The 18251-nt window shown below is 60.8% G+C and carries 11 protein-coding genes, 1 tRNA gene and 2 pseudogenes; 8 read left to right on the top strand and 6 right to left on the bottom strand.

Annotated elements, in window-relative coordinates; translation table 11 throughout:
* Positions 1–265 precede the first annotated feature (265 nt).
* The gene (locus HFO99_RS15120) at positions 266–1837 is read left to right on the top strand and encodes a putative bifunctional diguanylate cyclase/phosphodiesterase (RefSeq protein ID WP_222362063.1); all 1572 of its coding nucleotides are present in this window, start codon (positions 266–268) and stop codon (positions 1835–1837) included.
* An 8-nt stretch (positions 1838–1845) separates the two neighbouring features.
* Here HFO99_RS15120 and HFO99_RS15115 read toward each other — a convergent pair whose 3' ends face one another.
* A complete protein-coding gene (locus HFO99_RS15115) occupies positions 1846–3447 on the bottom strand; it encodes an inorganic phosphate transporter (protein ID WP_222362061.1) in 1602 nt (533 codons plus the stop codon).
* 293 nt (positions 3448–3740) lie between these two features.
* Between HFO99_RS15115 and HFO99_RS15110 the strand changes: the two genes are divergently transcribed.
* The 3 genes and pseudogenes from HFO99_RS15110 (at position 3741) to HFO99_RS15100 (ending at position 7759) form a co-directional block, all read left to right on the top strand.
* Positions 3741–4919 (top strand): acetate/propionate family kinase, encoded by a 1179-nt coding sequence (locus HFO99_RS15110; protein ID WP_222334321.1) that lies wholly within the window; start codon positions 3741–3743, stop codon positions 4917–4919.
* Between the two features lie 71 nt (positions 4920–4990).
* Positions 4991–7375 (top strand): phosphoketolase, encoded by a 2385-nt coding sequence (locus HFO99_RS15105; protein WP_222362059.1) that lies wholly within the window; start codon positions 4991–4993, stop codon positions 7373–7375.
* 79 nt (positions 7376–7454) lie between these two features.
* A pseudogene (locus HFO99_RS15100) lies at positions 7455–7759 on the top strand (hypothetical protein).
* 1 nt (position 7760) lies between these two features.
* Here the strand turns inward: HFO99_RS15100 and HFO99_RS15095 are convergent.
* Complete coding sequence (locus HFO99_RS15095) at positions 7761–8651, bottom strand: helix-turn-helix domain-containing protein (protein ID WP_222362056.1); 891 nt, start codon at positions 8649–8651, stop codon at positions 7761–7763.
* A 117-nt stretch (positions 8652–8768) separates the two neighbouring features.
* Here HFO99_RS15095 and pobA point away from each other — a divergent pair, with 117 nt between their 5' ends.
* The 3 genes and pseudogenes from pobA to HFO99_RS15080 all read left to right on the top strand — a co-directional run bounded on the left by pobA (position 8769) and on the right by HFO99_RS15080 (position 11651).
* On the top strand, positions 8769–9941 hold the full coding sequence (pobA, locus tag HFO99_RS15090) for a 4-hydroxybenzoate 3-monooxygenase (protein WP_222362055.1): 1173 nt from the start codon (positions 8769–8771) through the stop codon (positions 9939–9941).
* 77 nt (positions 9942–10018) lie between these two features.
* Positions 10019–10440, top strand: a pseudogene (locus tag HFO99_RS15085) (ABC transporter substrate-binding protein); the annotation flags it as partial.
* Between the two features lie 377 nt (positions 10441–10817).
* Complete coding sequence (locus HFO99_RS15080; RefSeq protein ID WP_222362054.1) at positions 10818–11651, top strand: VCBS domain-containing protein; 834 nt, start codon at positions 10818–10820, stop codon at positions 11649–11651.
* A gap of 449 nt (positions 11652–12100) precedes the next feature.
* On the opposite strand, the gene HFO99_RS15075 is transcribed toward HFO99_RS15080, so the two are convergent.
* From HFO99_RS15075 to HFO99_RS15065, 3 genes are all read right to left on the bottom strand, one after another.
* A tRNA-Met gene (locus tag HFO99_RS15075) sits at positions 12101–12177 on the bottom strand.
* A gap of 135 nt (positions 12178–12312) precedes the next feature.
* Positions 12313–13512, bottom strand: a complete 1200-nt coding sequence (gene mnmA / locus HFO99_RS15070; protein WP_222334281.1) for a tRNA 2-thiouridine(34) synthase MnmA — start codon at positions 13510–13512, stop codon at positions 12313–12315.
* Positions 13513–13959: 447 nt separating this feature from the next.
* On the bottom strand, positions 13960–16044 hold the full coding sequence (locus HFO99_RS15065; protein WP_222362053.1) for a putative bifunctional diguanylate cyclase/phosphodiesterase: 2085 nt from the start codon (positions 16042–16044) through the stop codon (positions 13960–13962).
* Positions 16045–16275: 231 nt separating this feature from the next.
* Here HFO99_RS15065 and HFO99_RS15060 point away from each other — a divergent pair, with 231 nt between their 5' ends.
* Entirely contained in the window at positions 16276–16539 is a 264-nt protein-coding gene (locus HFO99_RS15060; protein WP_222334279.1) for a hypothetical protein, read from the top strand.
* Between the two features lie 77 nt (positions 16540–16616).
* Here HFO99_RS15060 and serA read toward each other — a convergent pair whose 3' ends face one another.
* The gene (gene serA / locus HFO99_RS15055) at positions 16617–18212 is read right to left on the bottom strand and encodes a phosphoglycerate dehydrogenase (protein ID WP_170279767.1); all 1596 of its coding nucleotides are present in this window, start codon (positions 18210–18212) and stop codon (positions 16617–16619) included.
* Positions 18213–18251: the final 39 nt, after the last annotated feature.

The raw sequence follows: 18251 nt of genomic DNA, 5'->3' as shown, positions 1-18251 counted from the left end.
TTCCGCTGCTGATCGTCACCGCCTGAAGCACTGGAAAGGGCGAGCGATGCATTAGCACGCTCGCCTTCGTTCTTTCCCGCATGAGCCAGTCTTCCGAACCATGAAGGGGATCGCGCTGATAACGACGCCCTGATTCCCCACAAGCCTGTCGGGTCTCTCTGCGGCACAGCAACAGGCTGCCGCCTCTGATAATTCGGCTTCTGGTTTCAACAAACATTTCAGACTTTCGTGATATTTCCGCGAAGGTGGAGATGGAGATGGCATAATGCCGGTGTTTTTCCAAAGCAGGGCCGGACGGCAATGCGTGTCGATCTTGGTGTCTGGAGTGACCCTCTGGCTTCTCGGCACGTTGCTACAGCTCGACGACAGCCTGGTCGCCTTCATGACCGGTTTCGGCGAGTATGGCGCCGACAAGCTCGTTCTGGCGCTCGGCATCGCCGGCGCCATGAGCTTCATCTATTCGGTGCTGCGCATCGCCGACCTGCGTAAGGAAATGGAACTGGGCGCGGCCGCCCAGGCAAAAGCCGATTGGACCGCGACCCACGATCATCTCACCAAGCTGCCCAACCGCTACGCCTTCGAGCGCAAGATCCTCTCACGGCCGATCAAGGACGACGAGGCCGAGATCGAGGAGTGGGACCGCAACGTCACCATCTTCTCCGTCGACCTCGACGGCTTCAAGAAGGTCAACGATCTTGTCGGCCACAAGGGCGGCGACATCCTGTTGATCGAGGTTGCCAGACGCATCTGCGCGCTCGGCAATGCCGACTGCGTCTATCGCTTCGGCGGCGACGAATTCATCATCGTCGCCTTCGCTCTGACGGCACAGCGTGAGGAGCGTTTTGCCAAGCTGCTGATCCAGGCCGTCACCCGGCCCATCCATATCGATGGCTTTGCCGTCGAAGTCGGCGCCAGCGTCGGCTATGACCGCTGGGCCGAGGAAGCCGAACCGCTGGAAGATGCCGCCCACCGTGCCGATCTCGCCATGTACGAGGCGAAATCACGCGGGCCCAACCATTATTTGGTCTTCGAACCTTCGATGCAGGACAAGGTAACGGAACGCGCCGCGTTGGAAACCAGGTTGCGCGCCGCAATCTCCAACAAGGCAATCAAGCCCTTCTATCAGCCGCTGATCGACCTGAAGACCGGTCAGCTCTGCGGCTTCGAGGCGCTGGCGCGCTGGATCGGCGACGATGGCATCAACATCCCGCCGCCGGTCTTCATCGATATCGCCGAGGAAACCGGCATGATCACGGCATTGTTCGAAGATCTTCTCGCCCAGGCCTGCAGCGACGCCCTCACCTGGCCGGAGCATGTGACGTTGTCCTTCAACGTCTCGCCGGTGCAGATGGAAGACAGATTGCTGACGTCGCGCATTCTCAAGGTGCTTTCGGCAAGCCGGCTGCCGCCGCAGCGCCTGGAAGTGGAGATCACCGAAAACGCGCTGATCCAGGATCCCGCCGCCGCCGCCCTCATTCTCGACGAACTGCACGCCGCCGGCATCCAGATCGCACTCGACGATTTCGGCACGGGCTATTCGAGCCTCGCCCAGCTCTCCCGCTATCGTTTCGACAAGATCAAGATCGACAAAAGTTTTATCGCCACCTATCGCGACGACGAGCGCCAGGAAAAGATCGTTCGCGCCATGCTCGGTCTCGGCAGGAGCCTCAACATCAAGACGACGGCCGAAGGCATCGAGGAGCATGGCCAGCTCGCCTTCCTGCTGCAGCTCGGCTGCGATATCGGCCAGGGTTACCTTTTCGGCAAGGCGATGCCCGCCGCCGAAGCGGGCATCTTCATCGGCGATCGTAATGCCAGCCTGGCCTCCACGGCCTGACGGGATGCCTAAAAAATCTGACGCATGATCACGAAGAGCACGAAGGCGATTGCGATCGAGGCCGGCAGCGTCAGCACCCAGGCCATCAGCATGTTGCGCACAGTCGACCATTGCAGGCCGGACCCGTTCGCCGCCATAGTGCCGGCAACGCCCGATGACAGCACATGCGTCGTCGAGACCGGCAGGCCGAGATGATCGGCCGAAGCGATGGTGACCATCGCCACGACTTCGGCTGCCGCACCCTGACCATAGGTCAGATGCGTCTTGCCGATCTTTTCGCCGACGGTGACGACGATGCGCTTCCAGCCCACCATCGTGCCGAGGCCAAGCGCAATCGCGACCGCCACTTTCACCCAGAGCGGGATAAACTTCGTCGCGTTGTCCACCGCCTTGTGATAGTTCGTCACTGCGCTGAGGTCGCCGGCATCCATCGGCAGCAACTTCTGCTTGTCGATCAGCTTCAACGCCTCGCCGATCAAGTAGATGTCGTTGCGGACGTTGCCGACCAGATTGGTCGGCACCGCTTCGAGCGTTGGGAAGGCGGCGACTTCGGCACTGGTCTGGTGGATATATTGCTGCAGGGCCGGCGTCGTCGCATCCGTCCAGATCTTGTTCTTGACGGCGTTGCTGACCTCGGCCTTGTAGTCCGCAACGGTCACCCCAGGCTTCACATATTTGCCGAGCGCGGCTTCCATCTGGGCCGATGCCGACTTGTAGGCTTCGAGATAGTTGACGTCGGGCGTGCGGTTCAGCGCGAAAGCCGTCGGCACCAGGCCGATCAGGATGAGCATGATGAGGCCCATGCCCTTCTGGCCGTCGTTGGAGCCGTGGGCGAAGCTGACGCCGGTGCAGGTGAAGATCAGGATGGCGCGGATCCAGAGCGGCGGCGGCTGGTTGCCCTTCGGCTCCGCATAGAGCGCCTTGTTGCGCACCAGAAGCTTCATGACCAGCAGGAGAACAGCGGACAGGCCGAAGCCGACCAGCGGCGAGATCAAAAGCGACAGGCCGATATTGGTCGCCTGCGACCAGTCGACGCCGCTGGTCGCGGTGCCTGCCGGCGCCAGGAACTGGTTGGCAAGGCCGACGCCGATGATCGATCCCACAAGCGTGTGCGAACTCGACGACGGCAGGCCGAGATACCAGGTGCCGAGGTTCCAGAAAATCGCGCCGATCAGCAGCGCGAAGACCACGGCAAGGCCGGAGCCGGAACCGACCTGCAGGATCAATTCCACCGGCAGCAGCGCCAGAATGCCGAAGGCGACGGCGCCGCTCGAGGTCAGCACGCCGAGGAAGTTGAAGAAGCCGGACCAGATGACGGCGAATTCCGCCGGCATGGAACGGGTGTAGATCACGGTTGCGACGGCATTGGCCGTATCATGGAAACCGTTGACGAACTCGAAGCCGAGCGCGATGAGCAGCGCAAGGCCTAGGAGAATCCAGGGAACGGCGACTGCGGTTGTCAGGTCGCGGCCGAGTGCATAGGCGACATAACCAAGGCCGCAAACCAGAACGAGCGCGAACAGCGGCAAGAACCACTTGCCGGCCGAATTCGAACTGTGGAGCGGGTGGGAAGCGTCGCTATGAACCTGGCTGGGCGCAATATCGGCCATGGCATAGTTCCTTGTTCCGTTTTGCAATTTGCCTTTTGTTAATAATTCCGCAGCGTGAAGCTCTCATGACGCCTTCCCGGCCCGCCTCGTAAGCCACTGACATCGGCCAATATTCACTGTCACATGCCTCCATCCCGGCACGTTCATGCAGGATGCCGCAGCACGATTCCGGCGGCACAAGAGGATAGGCCGGGCAGCGACAAAAATGAGGGAATGGCGATGAGATACCTTTCCGTCCAAGGCCCCGGCACTAAGTTCGGCCATCGTCACCTCCACACGGAGTCTGAGAGGACATGTCATCGACCGACCTCCTGCTGACCTTCAACGCCGGCTCCTCCACGATCAAGATCGGCATCTTCGCGATAGACGGCGCCGAGACGCGGCATATCGGCAAGGGCGTCATCGATTTCCGCGCCGAACCGCTATCGCTCGGCCTGACAAAAGGACAGCAGATAGTCGAGATGCCGTTGAAGGCCGAGGTGACGGAAGACCTGCACGGCGTCATCGATGAGACTTTTGCGCGTCTCGCCGATCACTTCGACATGACCGCGACGCGTGCTGCCGGCCACCGTGTCGTCCATGGCGGAGACCGCTTCACCAGGCCGATCGCCCTCGACGCCGCCGCAATCGATGCCGTCGATGCGCTGACCCCGCTTGCGCCCCTGCACCAGCCGCAGGCGCTGCGTTTCATCCGCGCCCTCCGGCATCTGAAACCGCGTCTTGCCCAGACGGCCTCCTTCGACACGGCTTTTCACGCCACGCAGGACGATCTCGTTCGCCGCTTCGCCATTCCCCGGGCGCTGCATGACGAGGGCATCAAGCGCTACGGCTTCCACGGCCTCTCCTATAGATTCATCGCCGGAGAGCTTCGCCGCAAAGCGCCGCACGCGGCAAAGGTGGTCGTCGCCCATCTCGGCAGCGGCGCCAGCCTCTGTGCGCTGGATGACGGCGTCAGTCGCGATTGCAGCATGGGCTTTTCGACGCTCGACGGCATCCCCATGGCGACGCGCCCGGGCTGGCTCGATCCCGGCGTCATCCTGCATCTGGCCGGTCAGAGGAAACAATCCTTCGCGGAGATCGAGGACCTGCTCTATCATCGCTGCGGCCTGCTCGGCGTCTCCGGCATCAGCGCCGATACGCGCGACCTGCTGAAAGATGGACGCCTGGAGGCACGCCAGGCGATCGACCTCTTCACGCTGCGCATTGCAGGCGAAATCAGCCGCATGGCGGCGACGCTAAACGGCCTTGACGCCATCGTCTTCACCGCCGGCATCGGCGAGCATCAGCCGGAGATCCGCGCAGGCGTGGCCAAGCGGCTGTCCTGGCTTGGCCTTGCCATCGACGAAAACACCAATGCCGCAAATGATTTCACGATCAGCACCAGGGAAAGCCGCATCGCCGCCCATGTCATCGCCACCGATGAGGAGCAGATCATCGCCGAGGAGGCGTTGACCGTTCTTGGCAGTGGCTGATCCAGGTCAACAGCTTGCCGGCATCAGCCGGTAGAATTGACGTTGAAGACGTTTTCGAACGGGAGAAACCCATGGAAAAGCATGTCTCGACCGCCGCCCTGACCGACACCGAACTCACGCTCATCGACCGCTACTGGCGCGCCGCCAACTATCTCTCGGTCGGCCAGATTTATCTGCTTTCCAATCCTCTTTTGCGTGAGCCGTTGAAGGCCGAGCATATTAAGCCCCGCCTGCTCGGTCATTGGGGCACGACGCCCGGCCTCAACTTCATCTATGCGCATCTGAACCGTCTCATCCGCGCTCGCGACCTCGACATCATCTACATCTGCGGCCCCGGCCATGGCGGGCCGGGCATGGTCGCCAACACCTATCTCGAAGGCATCTACAGCGAGATCTATCCCGATATTTCCGAGGATACAGAGGGCATGCGCAAGCTCTTCCGGCAGTTCTCCTTCCCCGGCGGCATTCCGAGCCACGCAGCACCCGAAACACCGGGCTCGATCCACGAGGGTGGTGAACTCGGTTACGCCCTGGTCCATGCCTATGGCGCCGCCTTCGACAATCCCGATCTGATCGTTGCCTGCGTCGTCGGCGACGGCGAGGCCGAAACCGGGCCGCTGGCTGCGAGCTGGCACTCCAATAAGTTCCTGAATCCCGCCCGTGACGGCGCTGTGCTGCCGATCCTGCATCTGAACGGCTACAAGATCGCCAATCCGACCATTCTTGGCCGCGCCAGTCATGAGGATTTGCAGAGCCTCTTTGAAGGCTACGGCTACGAACCTTTCTTCGTCGAGGGCCACGAGCCGCGCGACATGCACCAGCAGATGGCCGCGACCTTCGACAGGGTCTTCGACCGCATTCGCGAAATCCAGGAGGAAGCCCGCAATGGCAAGGCGCCCGATTTCCGCCCGCGCTGGCCGATGATCGTGCTGCGCAGCCCGAAGGGCTGGACAGGACCGAAGGAAGTCGACGGCAAGAAGGTCGAAGGCTTCTGGCGCGCCCACCAGGTGCCGGTCTCCAATTGCCGCGAGAACGAAGGGCATCGCAAGATCCTCGAGGACTGGATGCGCAGCTATGATCCGCAGGACCTGTTCGGCAGCGACGGCCGGCTGAAACCCGAGCTGCGGGCGCTCGCCCCTATCGGCGAGCGCCGCATGGGCGCCAATCCGCACGCCAATGGCGGTTTGCTGCGCAACGAGCTCGATGTTCCAAGTATACGCGACTACGCGGTCGATATCGGCAAGCACGGCAGCGCCATGGTGCAGTCGACCGAAATCCTCGGCCATTACCTGCGCGACACGTTGAAGCGCAACGCGAAGGCTGCCAATTTCCGTATCTTCGGCCCCGACGAGACAGAATCGAACCGTCTCGGCAGCGTCTTCGAAGTCACCGACCGTGTCTGGATGGAGGGTATCGAACCCTACGACGTCCACTTGTCTCGGGATGGACGTGTCATGGAGGTGCTGAGCGAACATCTCTGCCAGGGCTGGCTGGAAGGCTACCTGCTGACTGGCCGGCACGGCCTGTTCTCCTGCTACGAGGCCTTCATCCACATCATCGATTCCATGTTCAACCAGCACGCCAAATGGCTGAAGGTGACGCGGGAACTCGAGTGGAGAAAGCCGATCTCGTCGCTGAACTACCTGCTGACCTCGCATGTCTGGCGTCAGGACCACAACGGCTTCAGCCATCAGGATCCCGGCTTCGTCGACCTCGTCGCCAACAAGAAGGCCGATATCGTCCGCATCTACCTGCCGCCGGATGCCAACACCCTGCTCTGGGTCAGCGACCATTGCCTGCGCACCTATGACCGCATCAATGTCATCGTCGCCGGCAAGCAGCCGGAGCCGCAATGGCTGTCGATGGACGAGGCGGTGAAACATTGCGAGGCCGGCATCGGCATCTGGCACTGGGCGAGCAACGAGGACGACACCATCCTGCCTGATCTCGTCATGGCCTGCGCCGGCGATGTGCCGACCATGGAGACGCTTGCCGCCATAGACCTGCTGCGCAAGGCAATTCCGGAACTGAAGATCCGCACTGTCAACGTCGTCGATCTCCTGGCGCTGCAATCCGGGGATCAGCATCCGCATGGCCTGACCGACGAGGCCTTCGACGCAATCTTCACCGCCGACAAGCCTGTCATTTTCGCCTATCACGGCTATCCCTATCTCATCCACCGCCTGACCTATAAACGCACCAACCACCGCAACATCCACGTCCGCGGCTTCATTGAGGAAGGCACGACGACCACACCCTTCGACATGACCGTCCTCAACGAACTCGACCGCTTCCACCTTGCCATCGAAGCGATCGAGCGTGTACCAGGCCTGAAGGAAAAGGCAGGCGAAGCGCTCGCCGCCTTCCGCGGCAAGCTTGCGGAGCACCACGACCATGTCCGGGAATATGGTGAGGACATGCCGGAGGTGCGGAAGTGGACATGGCCGACGGCGTGAAGCGAAAACCAAACAGAATCGCGCGGAACTGGTCGGCGGAGATCATTCGGCGGGAGCAAGCGTCACGCAAAGTCTAAAGTTGGTGAAAACCGTCGGCGCACTGTCCCTGGAAGACCGCATCGTAGCTATGTGTCTCGGGCAAGCTTCAAGGCCGTCGACCGAGGAAACGACATGAAAAGTTTCGCTGCCACGCTTACCGCCGCCCGGCTCGAAAAGGCGCTCGCCTTCTACGTGACGCCCGAAGCCCAGCGCGATGGCTCAGACGATGCCGTCAAGTCAGCTGAGCAACGAGACGCATACGAGACCCGCGCCGGCGAACGCGCCCGCGACACGGAAGAGGGCGTCGAAGCCTGGGCAGTTGCACTCCGCAACCCTTGCGGGTGACCTATACACCTTCAAGCCGAACCTTCTCCTTCATGCGCCAGACCCGCGGCGTTTCTCCGGTGTATTTCACGAAGAATCGCGAGAAATAGGCGGGGTCGGCAAAGCCGAGCCGAAATCCGATCTCCTGAACGCTGCCCAGCGTAAAAACCAGCTGGCGTTTCGCCTCTTCGACGAGTTTGCCGGCGATCAATTCATGAGGAGTATTGCCGGTCATCGACCGGACGATACGGGTAAGATGTGTCGGCGAAAGCCCAAGCTCCCTGGCGTAGAAGGACGAGGGCTTGTGTGATCGGAAATGTTGCTGGATGAGCTCGCTCAGCATTTCCATCCGCCGCTCGTTCTCGTTTGCCGGAAGCTCGTGCGCATTCCCCTCATGGCAAATCCTCGCCGTCAGCCGCAGCGCCAAGGCGACATAGGCGGCCAAGGCCTCGTTGCGGCCGCTGCGGCGGTTTTCGAATTCGTCGCCCAGCCGTCTCAACGTCTGCATGACATAGGCAGCCTCGGCATTATCGGGATCAAGCGGCGTCAGATGCGGCGTCGCAAACCAGTCGCCGAGGTGGCTTCGGTCGCCGGGCGGATGGCTGAGATGGGATCTCAACAGGGTGATCACCAGGCCGTCGATATCCCGTGAAAAACGAAAGCCGTGATTGAGCCCAGGCGGCACAGTGATGATTGCCGGCGGACGGATGGCATGGCTGTTTTCGCCGAAGATCGCATCGCCCGACCCCCCTTCGATGTACAATATCTGAAAGAAACTCTCGTGACGGTGCGGGCGAATCTCCCATTGATGCAAGCTGCTGCGGGAGCGAATTGTTTCGCAATGCAACCAAAAATCGGGCTTTCGTCCGGTATTCTCACCGTAGAGTTCGTAGGTAGGGATATGTCTGCTCATAGGGCTTCTCCCGCACCAATGTTCGATTAGTGCAATTTTTTGGCCGGAATGTCCATTGCTGCGGCAGGGACGACACGGCAGAATCTGGCAAAACGCAAAAATGCAGGGAGGAAGCAGTTGCGAACGCAGGTCGCCATCATTGGTTCGGGACCATCCGGCCTGTTGCTCGGCCAGCTTCTGACCGAAGCCGGCATCGACAATGTCATTCTCGATCGTGTGAACAAGGATTACATCCTCGGCAGGGTTCGTGCCGGCGTTCTGGAGGGAGGCACCGTCGGGCTGCTGGATCAGGCAAAAGCCGGGACACGGCTGCACGCCGAAGGCCTGCCGCATGACGGTTTCTCATTGGCCTTCGACGGACGCGACCATCGCATCGACCTCCACGAATTGACCGACGGTAGACGCGTGACGGTTTATGGACAGACCGAGGTGACGCGCGACCTCATGGAGCGGCGTGAAGCGAGCGGCTCCCTGTCGATCTACGATGCCGTCGATGTTGCGCCGCATGATTTCGACGGCCATTCTCCCTTCGTCACCTATGTGAAAGACGGTGTTGCCAAGCGCATCGGTTGCGACTTCATCGCCGGCTGCGACGGGTTTCACGGCGCCATCCGCAAGGCCGTCCCGGAACGGGCGATCAGGAGTTTCGAGAAGGTCTATCCCTTCGGCTGGCTGGGGGTGCTTGCCGATGTGGCGCCTGTCAGCCATGAACTGATCTACGCCAACCATCCAAGGGGCTTTGCGCTCTGTTCGATGCGCTCGGCGACCCGCAGCCGCTACTACATCCAATGCGCGCTCGACGAGAAGATCGAGGACTGGAGCGACGATCGCTTCTGGGACGAGTTGAGGCGGCGTCTGCCGATGCATCACGCCGAGGCCTTGGCGACCGCGCCGTCCTTCGAGAAATCGATCGCGCCGCTGCGCTCCTTCGTCACTCAGCCGATGCGTTTCGGCCGGCTTTTCCTGGCCGGCGACGCCGCCCATATCGTCCCGCCGACCGGCGCCAAGGGATTGAACCTTGCGGCCAGCGACGTTCATTATCTTTTCTCCGGGCTGATCGAGCATTACCGCGAAGGCTCGAATAGTGGCATTGACGCCTATTCGCAGAAGGCGCTCGCCCGCGTGTGGAAAGCCGTACGGTTTTCCTGGTGGATGACAACGATGATGCATCGTTTTCCGGATACTGGGGATTTTGACCAGAAGATCCAGGAGGCGGAGCTTGACTATCTCACCCATTCCCGCGCCGCCTCGACGGTGCTTGCGGAGAATTATGTGGGACTGCCATTCTGATAGAAGTGTCTGAGGTGGGCCATGGACCAAATTCGACCGTAGAGCAGGCCGGCGATAGTACAACTCCTCGAGTCACAATCATAATCAAGGCCGGCATCGACGCCTATATGACGGTCAACGGCAACACGGTCGGCAGCGATACGGTGGAAATCCTCTATCGCCACGTGCCGTAGGCCGATCCCGCCCAATCCAAGGCGCTGGCGCAGGAACTGATCGCCAAGGAAAAGGTCCAGTATCTGGCCGGCTTCTATTTCACCCTGATGTCATGGCCGTGACGCCGATCCTGAAACAGGGCAATGTGCCGATGGTTATCATGAACGCCGCCACCTCGGCGATCGTGACCAAGAGCCCGCTCGTCGTCCGCACCTCGTTTACCACCTGGCAGACATCGACGCCGATCGCCAAGGTCGCCTTCGACGCCGGCGTCAAGAAAGTGATCTCGGTCGTCAGCGATGATTACGGCCCCGGCATCGACGCATCAAGTTCTTCGCGCCGGGCGATCTGACCCAGAAATCCGATCTACCGGCGCTCGGCGATGCGGGCAATTCATGCAGTATATCGTCATGACGACGTCATGATTGACCCGTCATTATTATCCTGCCTTAAAGTTTTCCGCTGGCCAAATTGATGGATCGCCTGAAAAGGCGAGAAACACGATGGTCGCTGAAGCGGCAGCAACGTAAGACAAGACGTAAATCCTGGTTCATAAAACAGAATCGACGTTTATGCCGCTCTCTTTACTTGTACAGTTGAGCTGTAATCGACCGGAATTTGTGGCGTTGACGGGCGGAATTGCTCTGACGCTCCATCAATTTCGGTTGCCAGATACCCGATATGGTTGCATAGTCGAATAGAACATCAAACGGGGGGATAGAAATGGCAAACCACAAGCCGGTCGCAGGTGACGTATACCAGCCTATTTTCAACATCGACAACCCGATCGACGGCAACATCCTGGACAATACCAGTTCCACGGATGCCGACGGAGATCAGGTGCGTCTCAACTTCGTCAATGGACAGCGAATTCCGCAACCGTCCGATCCGAACGGGCCTGCCACGACCACCACAGTCGAGGGAAAATACGGCACGCTGACGGTCTATTCCAACGGCAATTATACATATGAGCTCGATCACACCAACCCCGTGGTATCAGCGCTCGGTCCGGGAGATCAACTCGTCGACCAGTTCAATTTCAAGATCTCGGATGGCAAAGGCGCCACCGACTTCGGCTTGCTCAATATCGCGGTCGACTTGCCGGAGCACGGCGACGTCTTCGTGAATTTCGAGGATGTCGGCAACCACGACTTCCCGACGGGCTACAAAGGCTTCGATTGGGGTGCCTGGCACGATGGTGACGACGCGACTGTGCGGGAGGAAGCGGATGGCAACCACTATCTGGGAGGAGGCGTGTTCTGGACACCCATCCAAGCCGCCGATGGCGGCCACTTTCAGATCGAGCAATTCAGTGTCGCAAACGGCACGTCGGACTATGACAACGTTCTGACGATCGAAGGTAAACTGAACGGCGATACCGTATTCTTGGTCACGGTCAACGTCGCCGCCGACAGCATTCATGACCCGCAAGTGATCGATCTCAGCGCCTACGGCGAAATCGACTATCTCATCCTCGACACGGAGCCCGTCATCACAGAGACGAGCGGCCCGGATTATTACGGCGCGCAATACGACAACTTTCATTTCATCGTTTGACGGAGGGGGAAAGCGCGCGCCGCATCACCGGAATCTGTGCACCTTCACCGACTGCGCTCTGCGGCGGCTATCTGGGTACCAATTTCTTGCGATAGCTGACGGGCCTGCATCTTGCTAGCATTGGATCGTTCGAGGGGGCACGATTATGCTGGGATGGAGGAAATGATGCAGCCAGTCGGGATCAGGTTAGCGGCGGTCATGTTCTCGCTCGCCGTATGGGCTATTATTATCGCTGTCGCATCTCACTTTTGGGCGACAAAGATGCCTCTGTTGCTTTTGACGCTCTACAGATAGGCCTGTTCTTGGCGTTGGCGGAAATGCTGCAGATCAGGGCGCAACGGGTTTGGTCCCCTCGCCGCCACGTTTGGCGCTGCGACCAGTATGCTACCACGGCCGTCGGAACCGGCCCAAAATCGAGCTGCAAAAACCGCTAATTCTGCGATGAGGAATGGTAGCGGAGGAGGGATTTGAACCCCCGACACAAGGATTATGATTCCTCTGCTCTGACCTACTGAGCTACTCCGCCACTGGTCAACGATACCCGCTCGCGAAGCGATGCCGGTTCGTGGGATGAGCGGCTTATAAGGTGCGCTTCGGCTTTGTGTCAAGCGCATGATCGAGAAAAACGGTGGGCTTTGCCGCCTCCCGTTTCCGATGGATTTCAAGCGGCGACGGGACTGGCCAAAAGGGCCTTCAGGCAGGCTTCCGCCGAAGGTTCGCGCTCGGAACGTTCGATGAAACCGCCACCGAAGACGCGAGCGTTGTCGCCGGGGGCCGAATAAAGCGCGCAGGCCTGGCCGGGCGCGATGCCCGCCTCGCCGACCGTCAGGTCGACATAGGTGCCTGTTGCATCGACATGCAGCACGGCGGGCGCCGGCGCCCTTGTCGAGCGGACCTTGGCATAGCAGGCAAAGCCCTTGCCGGAAGCGGCTTCCGCAAGCGTCTCGTCGCCCAGCCAGTTGATGTCGCGCAGGTAGACGCGGTGCGTTTCCAACGCCTCCTTCGGTCCGACGATGACGCGGCGCGAACGGGCGTCGAGAAAGACGACGTAGAGCGGCTCGCCGGTAGCGATGCCGATGCCGCGGCGCTGGCCGATCGTGAAGTGCAGGATACCCTCATGAGTTCCGAGCACGCGGCCATCGAGATGGACGATCTCGCCGGCGAGCGCCGCATTCGGCTTCAGCTTGGTGATGACGTCGGAATATTTGCCCTGCGGCACGAAGCAGATGTCCTGGCTGTCGGCCTTCTTGGCAACGACGAGGCCCATCTCTTCAGCAAGCCTGCGGGTCTCGGCCTTCGGCAGGCCGCCCAGGGGAAAGCGGAGATAATCGATCTGTTCCTGCGTCGTGGCGAAGAGGAAATAGCTCTGGTCGCGGTCGGCATCGGCCGGGCGGAAAAGCGCGCGGCGGTCGGGATTGTCCGGCGAAGGGTTCAGTCCCGAGCGGATATAGTGACCGGTCGCCAGCGCATCGGCGCCAAGTTCCTTGGCGGTCGCCAGCAGATCGGCGAATTTGACGGTCTGGTTGCAGGAAACGCAAGGGATCGGCGTTTCGCCCGCCACATAGCTCTCGGCGAAGGGATTGATTACCGTCTCGCGGAAGCGCTTTTCGTAATCGAGCACGTAATGCGGGATGCCGAGCGTTTCACAGACGCGGCGCGCATCGTCGATATCCTGGCCGGCGCAGCAGGAACCGGCGCGGTGAACGGCGGCGCCATGATCGTAAAGCTGCAGCGTAATGCCGAGCACATCGTAACCCTGCTGTTTGAGAAGGCCGGCGACGACGGATGAATCGACGCCGCCCGACATGGCAACGACGACACGGGTCTCTTCCGGCTTCTTGTCAAAATCCAGTGTGTTCAACGATGGTGCCATTCTGCTTGGGTCACGATCCGCCCTTGCGCTGCAATTGCGGCGGATTGCTGATCTCCGGCGGGATCGGCCGCCGTCTCTCGATGAGGCACCGATATAGAAAGGATTGTCCTTGGGCGCAAGGGGCAGCCTTCGGGCACCGATATTTCGCATTCCCGCATGAAGAGAAGGCGCAGCCAAAGCCGCGCCTTGGAGGCGGGGGTGCGGCTCAGGTGCCGATCAGCTTGTTGCAGGCGAACGCGATGCCCGGATTGGCGACAATGGCGGTCACGAGCGCCAGTCCGATTATCGAGAATGAAAAGCGTTTCATAGACATCCTCCTTTTCAGCCCACGGGAATTATGCCGCTTCTGCCGTCGTTCTCAAAATGACGAATGCTTGATGGCATCAGGCGGCATGCCTCCCCCGGACGGCTGATCCAGCTACAGAACAAGCGCTTCTATCTGCGTGACGAAGCGGCCTTGAGAGCGCGGCCGCGAATCAGCGCCTCCGCCTCGTGCTGCGGCATCGGCCGGCCGAGCAGATAGCCCTGCACCTCACTGAAACCTTCGGCGCGCAGCTTCTGCAACTGCTCCTCCGTCTCGATCCCTTCGGCCAGCGTCGTCGCATTGAAGCCGGAGCCGATGCCGACGACGGCGCGCACGATGGCGAGATTGCCGGCATCCGTTTCGATGCCCGAGACGAAGCTGCGGTCGAGCTTGATCTTGTCGAAGGGGAAGGACCTGAGGTAGCTCAGCGACGAATAGCCGGTGCCGAAATCGTCGATGGCGATGCGGACGCCGAGCGCCTTCAATGCCCGCAGCAGCGGCAGGCTTTGGTCGGCATCGGCCAGGAATACGGACTCGGTGATCTCGATTTCAAGCCGGTCGGCATTGAGGCCCGTCTCGTCGAGCGCCGCGACCACGGTCGAAAGCAGGCTCGCATGCCGAAACTGGCTGACGGAGAGATTGACGGCGATCCTCAAATGAGCGGGCCAGCCGGCAGCCGCGCGACAGGCTTCCCGGATCACCCAATCGCCGATCGGCACGATGAGGCCGGTCTCCTCGGCAAGCGGAATGAATTCCATCGGCGCCACCAGCCCGCGCTTGGGGTGGCGCCAGCGGATCAGCCCCTCGAAGCCGCCGATGCCGTCATTGTCGAGCCGCACGATCGGCTGGTAGTGCAGCTCGAACTGGCGCTTCTCTAGCGCTTCCCACAGTTCGGCGGTCATCACGTGCCGGCGCTCGGCGGCAAGCCGCATTTCCGTCTCGTAGAAACGATAGGTCGAGCGTCCGCTCTCCTTGGCGGCATAGAGCGCAAGATCCGCGTGCCGCATCAGCACATCCGCGTCGCCGGCATGATCGGGCGCCAAGGCGATGCCGATACTGCAGGTGACGTGCTCCCGGACGCCGTCGAGATCGAAGGCACGGCTCAGCGCCTTGAGCAGCCGCTGCGCAAAACGCACGGTCCGCTCCGGCTCGTCGAGCTCCAGTACGACGGCGAATTCGTCGCCGCCGAGACGGGCGACAAGATCGCCCTCCTCCGCCAGTTGAAGCAGCCGCTCCGACACCTGGCAAAGCAGCGCGTCGCCGGCGGCATGTCCCTTGCTGTCGTTGATATGCTTGAAGTGATCGACGTCGATATAAAGCAGCGCAATCGGGCTGTCGGCGGCCGCTTCGACCGCCCGCTGGTTGATATGCATGGAAAATGCCGCCCGGTTCGGCAGGCCGGTAAGCGGATCATGCATGGCGAGATGGGCAAGCTTTGCCTCGACGGCGCGCTCCTCCGTCACGTCCTGCGAGATACCGAGCAGATAACGCGGCGAATGGCCCTCGGGCGTCGGCAGGGCGCGCTTGACAGTGCGCAGGAGGCGCGGCGCACCGTCGGCGCGCAGCATGGTCTCCTCGAAGCTGATCGTCGTATTGGCTTCGAAAGCCCGGCGATCCTGCTCGCGGAAGGCGTCTGTCTGGCCGGCGGGAAACAGCGCCCGGTCGGTTCGGCCGACCACGTGCTCCGCCCTCATGCCGACGATCTCGCCGCAGGCCTCATTGAAGAGAATGTAAAGCCCGTCGGCTTCCATGTCCTTGACGAAGACGCCGACCGGCAGGTTGTCGACGATGCTGTCGAGAAGCGAGCGTGTATCGCTGATCTGGCGTTTGGCGGCGTTGACCTCGCTGCGGTCCTGCACGATCGCCAGGATTGCGGCCCGGCCCTCGAAACGCACTTCTCGGCCATAAGTCAGCACTTCGAACGTCTCGCCGCTCGCCTTGAGGTGAATCCAGCGCTCCGCCCTTTCCATGTCGGTACGGCCGCTGACGGCGTCGATCATCCGTTCCCGCTCATGCTCAGGGCGAATTTCCAGAACCGTCATGCGCCGGTATTCGTCCGCACCGTAGCCGTAAAGTGCCGCCGCCGCCTCGTTGACGATGAGAAAACGCAGCGATGTCGGATCATAGACCCACATCGGCGACGGATGCGTTGCAAACAATGACCGGAAGTCGTCGTTTAATGCTTCGATCTGCTCGGTCTTCTGCAAGGGGGCCATGGAATTCGCGTGTCATTGATGCCGATGCCGGGGATATATCGAAAAAAGTTAAATAAAATCAGAATCATACTCAGGGTTAAACTTTAGGCTTCCGCCTTCAGAATGTGCAAAGCGGCGGTCTACCATCACGATCTCGGCCCTCGACAAAATGATTGGGGCGCCCTGGAACAATTCCGTCGATCGTGCGTTGCGGCCGATCGATGTCGCATTCGAATTGCTGAAGAGGGTTTCATGGGCAGGTTCGGCACGACGACGGATTACAACAGAATCAGACATTGGATCGAGGCGCGCGGCGGCCATCCCGCCCGCATCAAGAACGCACCGGACAGCGAAACCGTCCGGGTCGATTTTTCCTCGGAACCGGAAGAGATTTCCTGGGACGAATTCTTCCAGGGCCTCGACGGCAGCAGGCTCGCCTTCCTTCACCGCACCAAGGCTGAAGACGATGTCGCCCGTTTCGGCAGGCTCGTCCGCCGGAAACGCCGGCACCATTAATTTATCTGTTTCTGAAATAGCAATAAACCCGGCGCCGTTTCCAGCGCCGGGTTTTTCATTTCCTTGGGAGGAAAAACTCAGTCGATATTGAAGGTCAGCGGCTTTGCCTGGCGTACCGCCTGGTGGGCGGTCAACTCAGCAAGCACCGCGTCATCAACCTTGCCGTCGACATAGAGCAGCGCGATGGCGTCGCCGCCCTGCTTGTCACGGCCGAGCTGGAAATTGGCGATGTTGACGCCGGCAGCACCAAGCGTCGTGCCGATGAAGCCGATCATACCGGGAACGTCGGTATTGGTGATGTAGATCATGTGGGAGCCGACATCGGCATCGAGGTTGATACCCTTGATCTGGATGAAGCGCGGCTTGCCGTCCGAAAACACCGTGCCGGCCACCGAGCGGGTCATGCTCTCGGTGGTCACCGTCAGCTTGATATAGCCGTCGAAGACGCCTGTCTTGTCGCGCTTGACCTCGGAAAGCACGATGCCCTTTTCCTTGATCATGATTGGCGCCGAAACCATGTTGACGTCGGCGACCTGCGGGCGGATGAGGCCGGCGAGCACGGCGCTCGTCAGTGCCCGCGTGTTCATGTTGGCGGTGACGCCGTCATAGAGGATTTCGATTTCCTTGATCGGCTCTTCGGTGACCTGGCCAACGAAGGCGCCGAGAACGTCGGCAAGACGGATGAAGGGCTTCAGGATCGGCGCTTCCTCAGCCGTGATCGACGGCATGTTGATGGCGTTGGAGACCGCACCATTGACGAGGTAATCCGCCATCTGTTCGGCCACCTGCAAAGCGACGTTCTCCTGCGCCTCGGTCGTCGAGGCACCGAGATGCGGCGTGCAGACGACGTTCGGCAGGCCGAACAGCGGGCTTTCCTTGGCGGGCTCGACCTCGAACACGTCGAAGGCGGCACCCGCGACATGGCCGGACTTGATCGCTTCGGCAAGCGCTGCCTCATCGACCAGGCCGCCGCGGGCGCAGTTGATGATGCGCACGCCTGGCTTGGTCTTTGCCAGCGCTTCCTTGTTGAGGATGCCGCGTGTCTTGTCAGTCATCGGCACATGCAGCGTGATGAAATCGGCTCGGGCGAACAGCTCTTCGAGCTCGACTTTGGTGACGCCCATCTCCTCGGCGCGCTCCTTGGAGAGGAACGGATCGTAGGCGACGACGTGCATCTTTAGGCCGATGGCCCGGGCGCAGACGATCGAGCCGATATTGCCGGCGCCGATAACGCCGAGCGTCTTGCCGGTGATCTCGACGCCCATGAACTTCGACTTCTCCCACTTGCCGGCCTGCGTCGAGGTATCGGCTGCCGGAAGCTGGCGGGCGACGGCGAACATCAGCGCGATCGCGTGTTCGGCCGTCGTGATCGAGTTGCCGAAGGGCGTGTTCATCACGATGATGCCGCGGCGCGAGGCGGCCGGGATATCGACATTGTCGACGCCGATACCGGCACGGCCGACGACCTTGAGGTTCGTCGCCCCCTCGATGATCTTTTCCGTCACCTTGGTGGCGGAGCGGATGGCCAGGCCATCATACTTGCCGATGACTTCGAGCAGACGGTCTTTGTCCTTGCCGAGCTGCGGTTCGAAATCGACTTCGACGCCGCGGTCGCGAAAAATCTGGACGGCGGTTTCCGACAATTCGTCGGATACGAGAACGCGAGGTGCCATGAGGGCCTCCTTCAAAAGTGTTCAGCGATGAATGAATCA

The sequence above is a fragment of the Rhizobium leguminosarum genome (assembly GCF_019798305.1).
GTDB lineage: Bacteria > Pseudomonadota > Alphaproteobacteria > Rhizobiales > Rhizobiaceae > Rhizobium > Rhizobium leguminosarum_U.
This window is presented reverse-complemented; position numbering and strand designations above follow the sequence as displayed.

Coding starts and splice junctions, on each gene's coding strand:
- HFO99_RS15120 (WP_222362063.1), top strand. CDS start 266: ATGCCGGTGTTTTTCCAAAGCAGGGCCGGACGGCAATGCGTGTCGATC.
- HFO99_RS15115 (WP_222362061.1), bottom strand. CDS start 3,447: ATGGCCGATATTGCGCCCAGCCAGGTTCATAGCGACGCTTCCCACCCG.
- HFO99_RS15110 (WP_222334321.1), top strand. CDS start 3,741: ATGTCATCGACCGACCTCCTGCTGACCTTCAACGCCGGCTCCTCCACG.
- HFO99_RS15105 (WP_222362059.1), top strand. CDS start 4,991: ATGGAAAAGCATGTCTCGACCGCCGCCCTGACCGACACCGAACTCACG.
- HFO99_RS15095 (WP_222362056.1), bottom strand. CDS start 8,651: ATGAGCAGACATATCCCTACCTACGAACTCTACGGTGAGAATACCGGA.
- HFO99_RS15080 (WP_222362054.1), top strand. CDS start 10,818: ATGGCAAACCACAAGCCGGTCGCAGGTGACGTATACCAGCCTATTTTC.
- HFO99_RS15065 (WP_222362053.1), bottom strand. CDS start 16,044: ATGGCCCCCTTGCAGAAGACCGAGCAGATCGAAGCATTAAACGACGAC.
- HFO99_RS15060 (WP_222334279.1), top strand. CDS start 16,276: ATGGGCAGGTTCGGCACGACGACGGATTACAACAGAATCAGACATTGG.
- serA (WP_170279767.1), bottom strand. CDS start 18,212: ATGGCACCTCGCGTTCTCGTATCCGACGAATTGTCGGAAACCGCCGTC.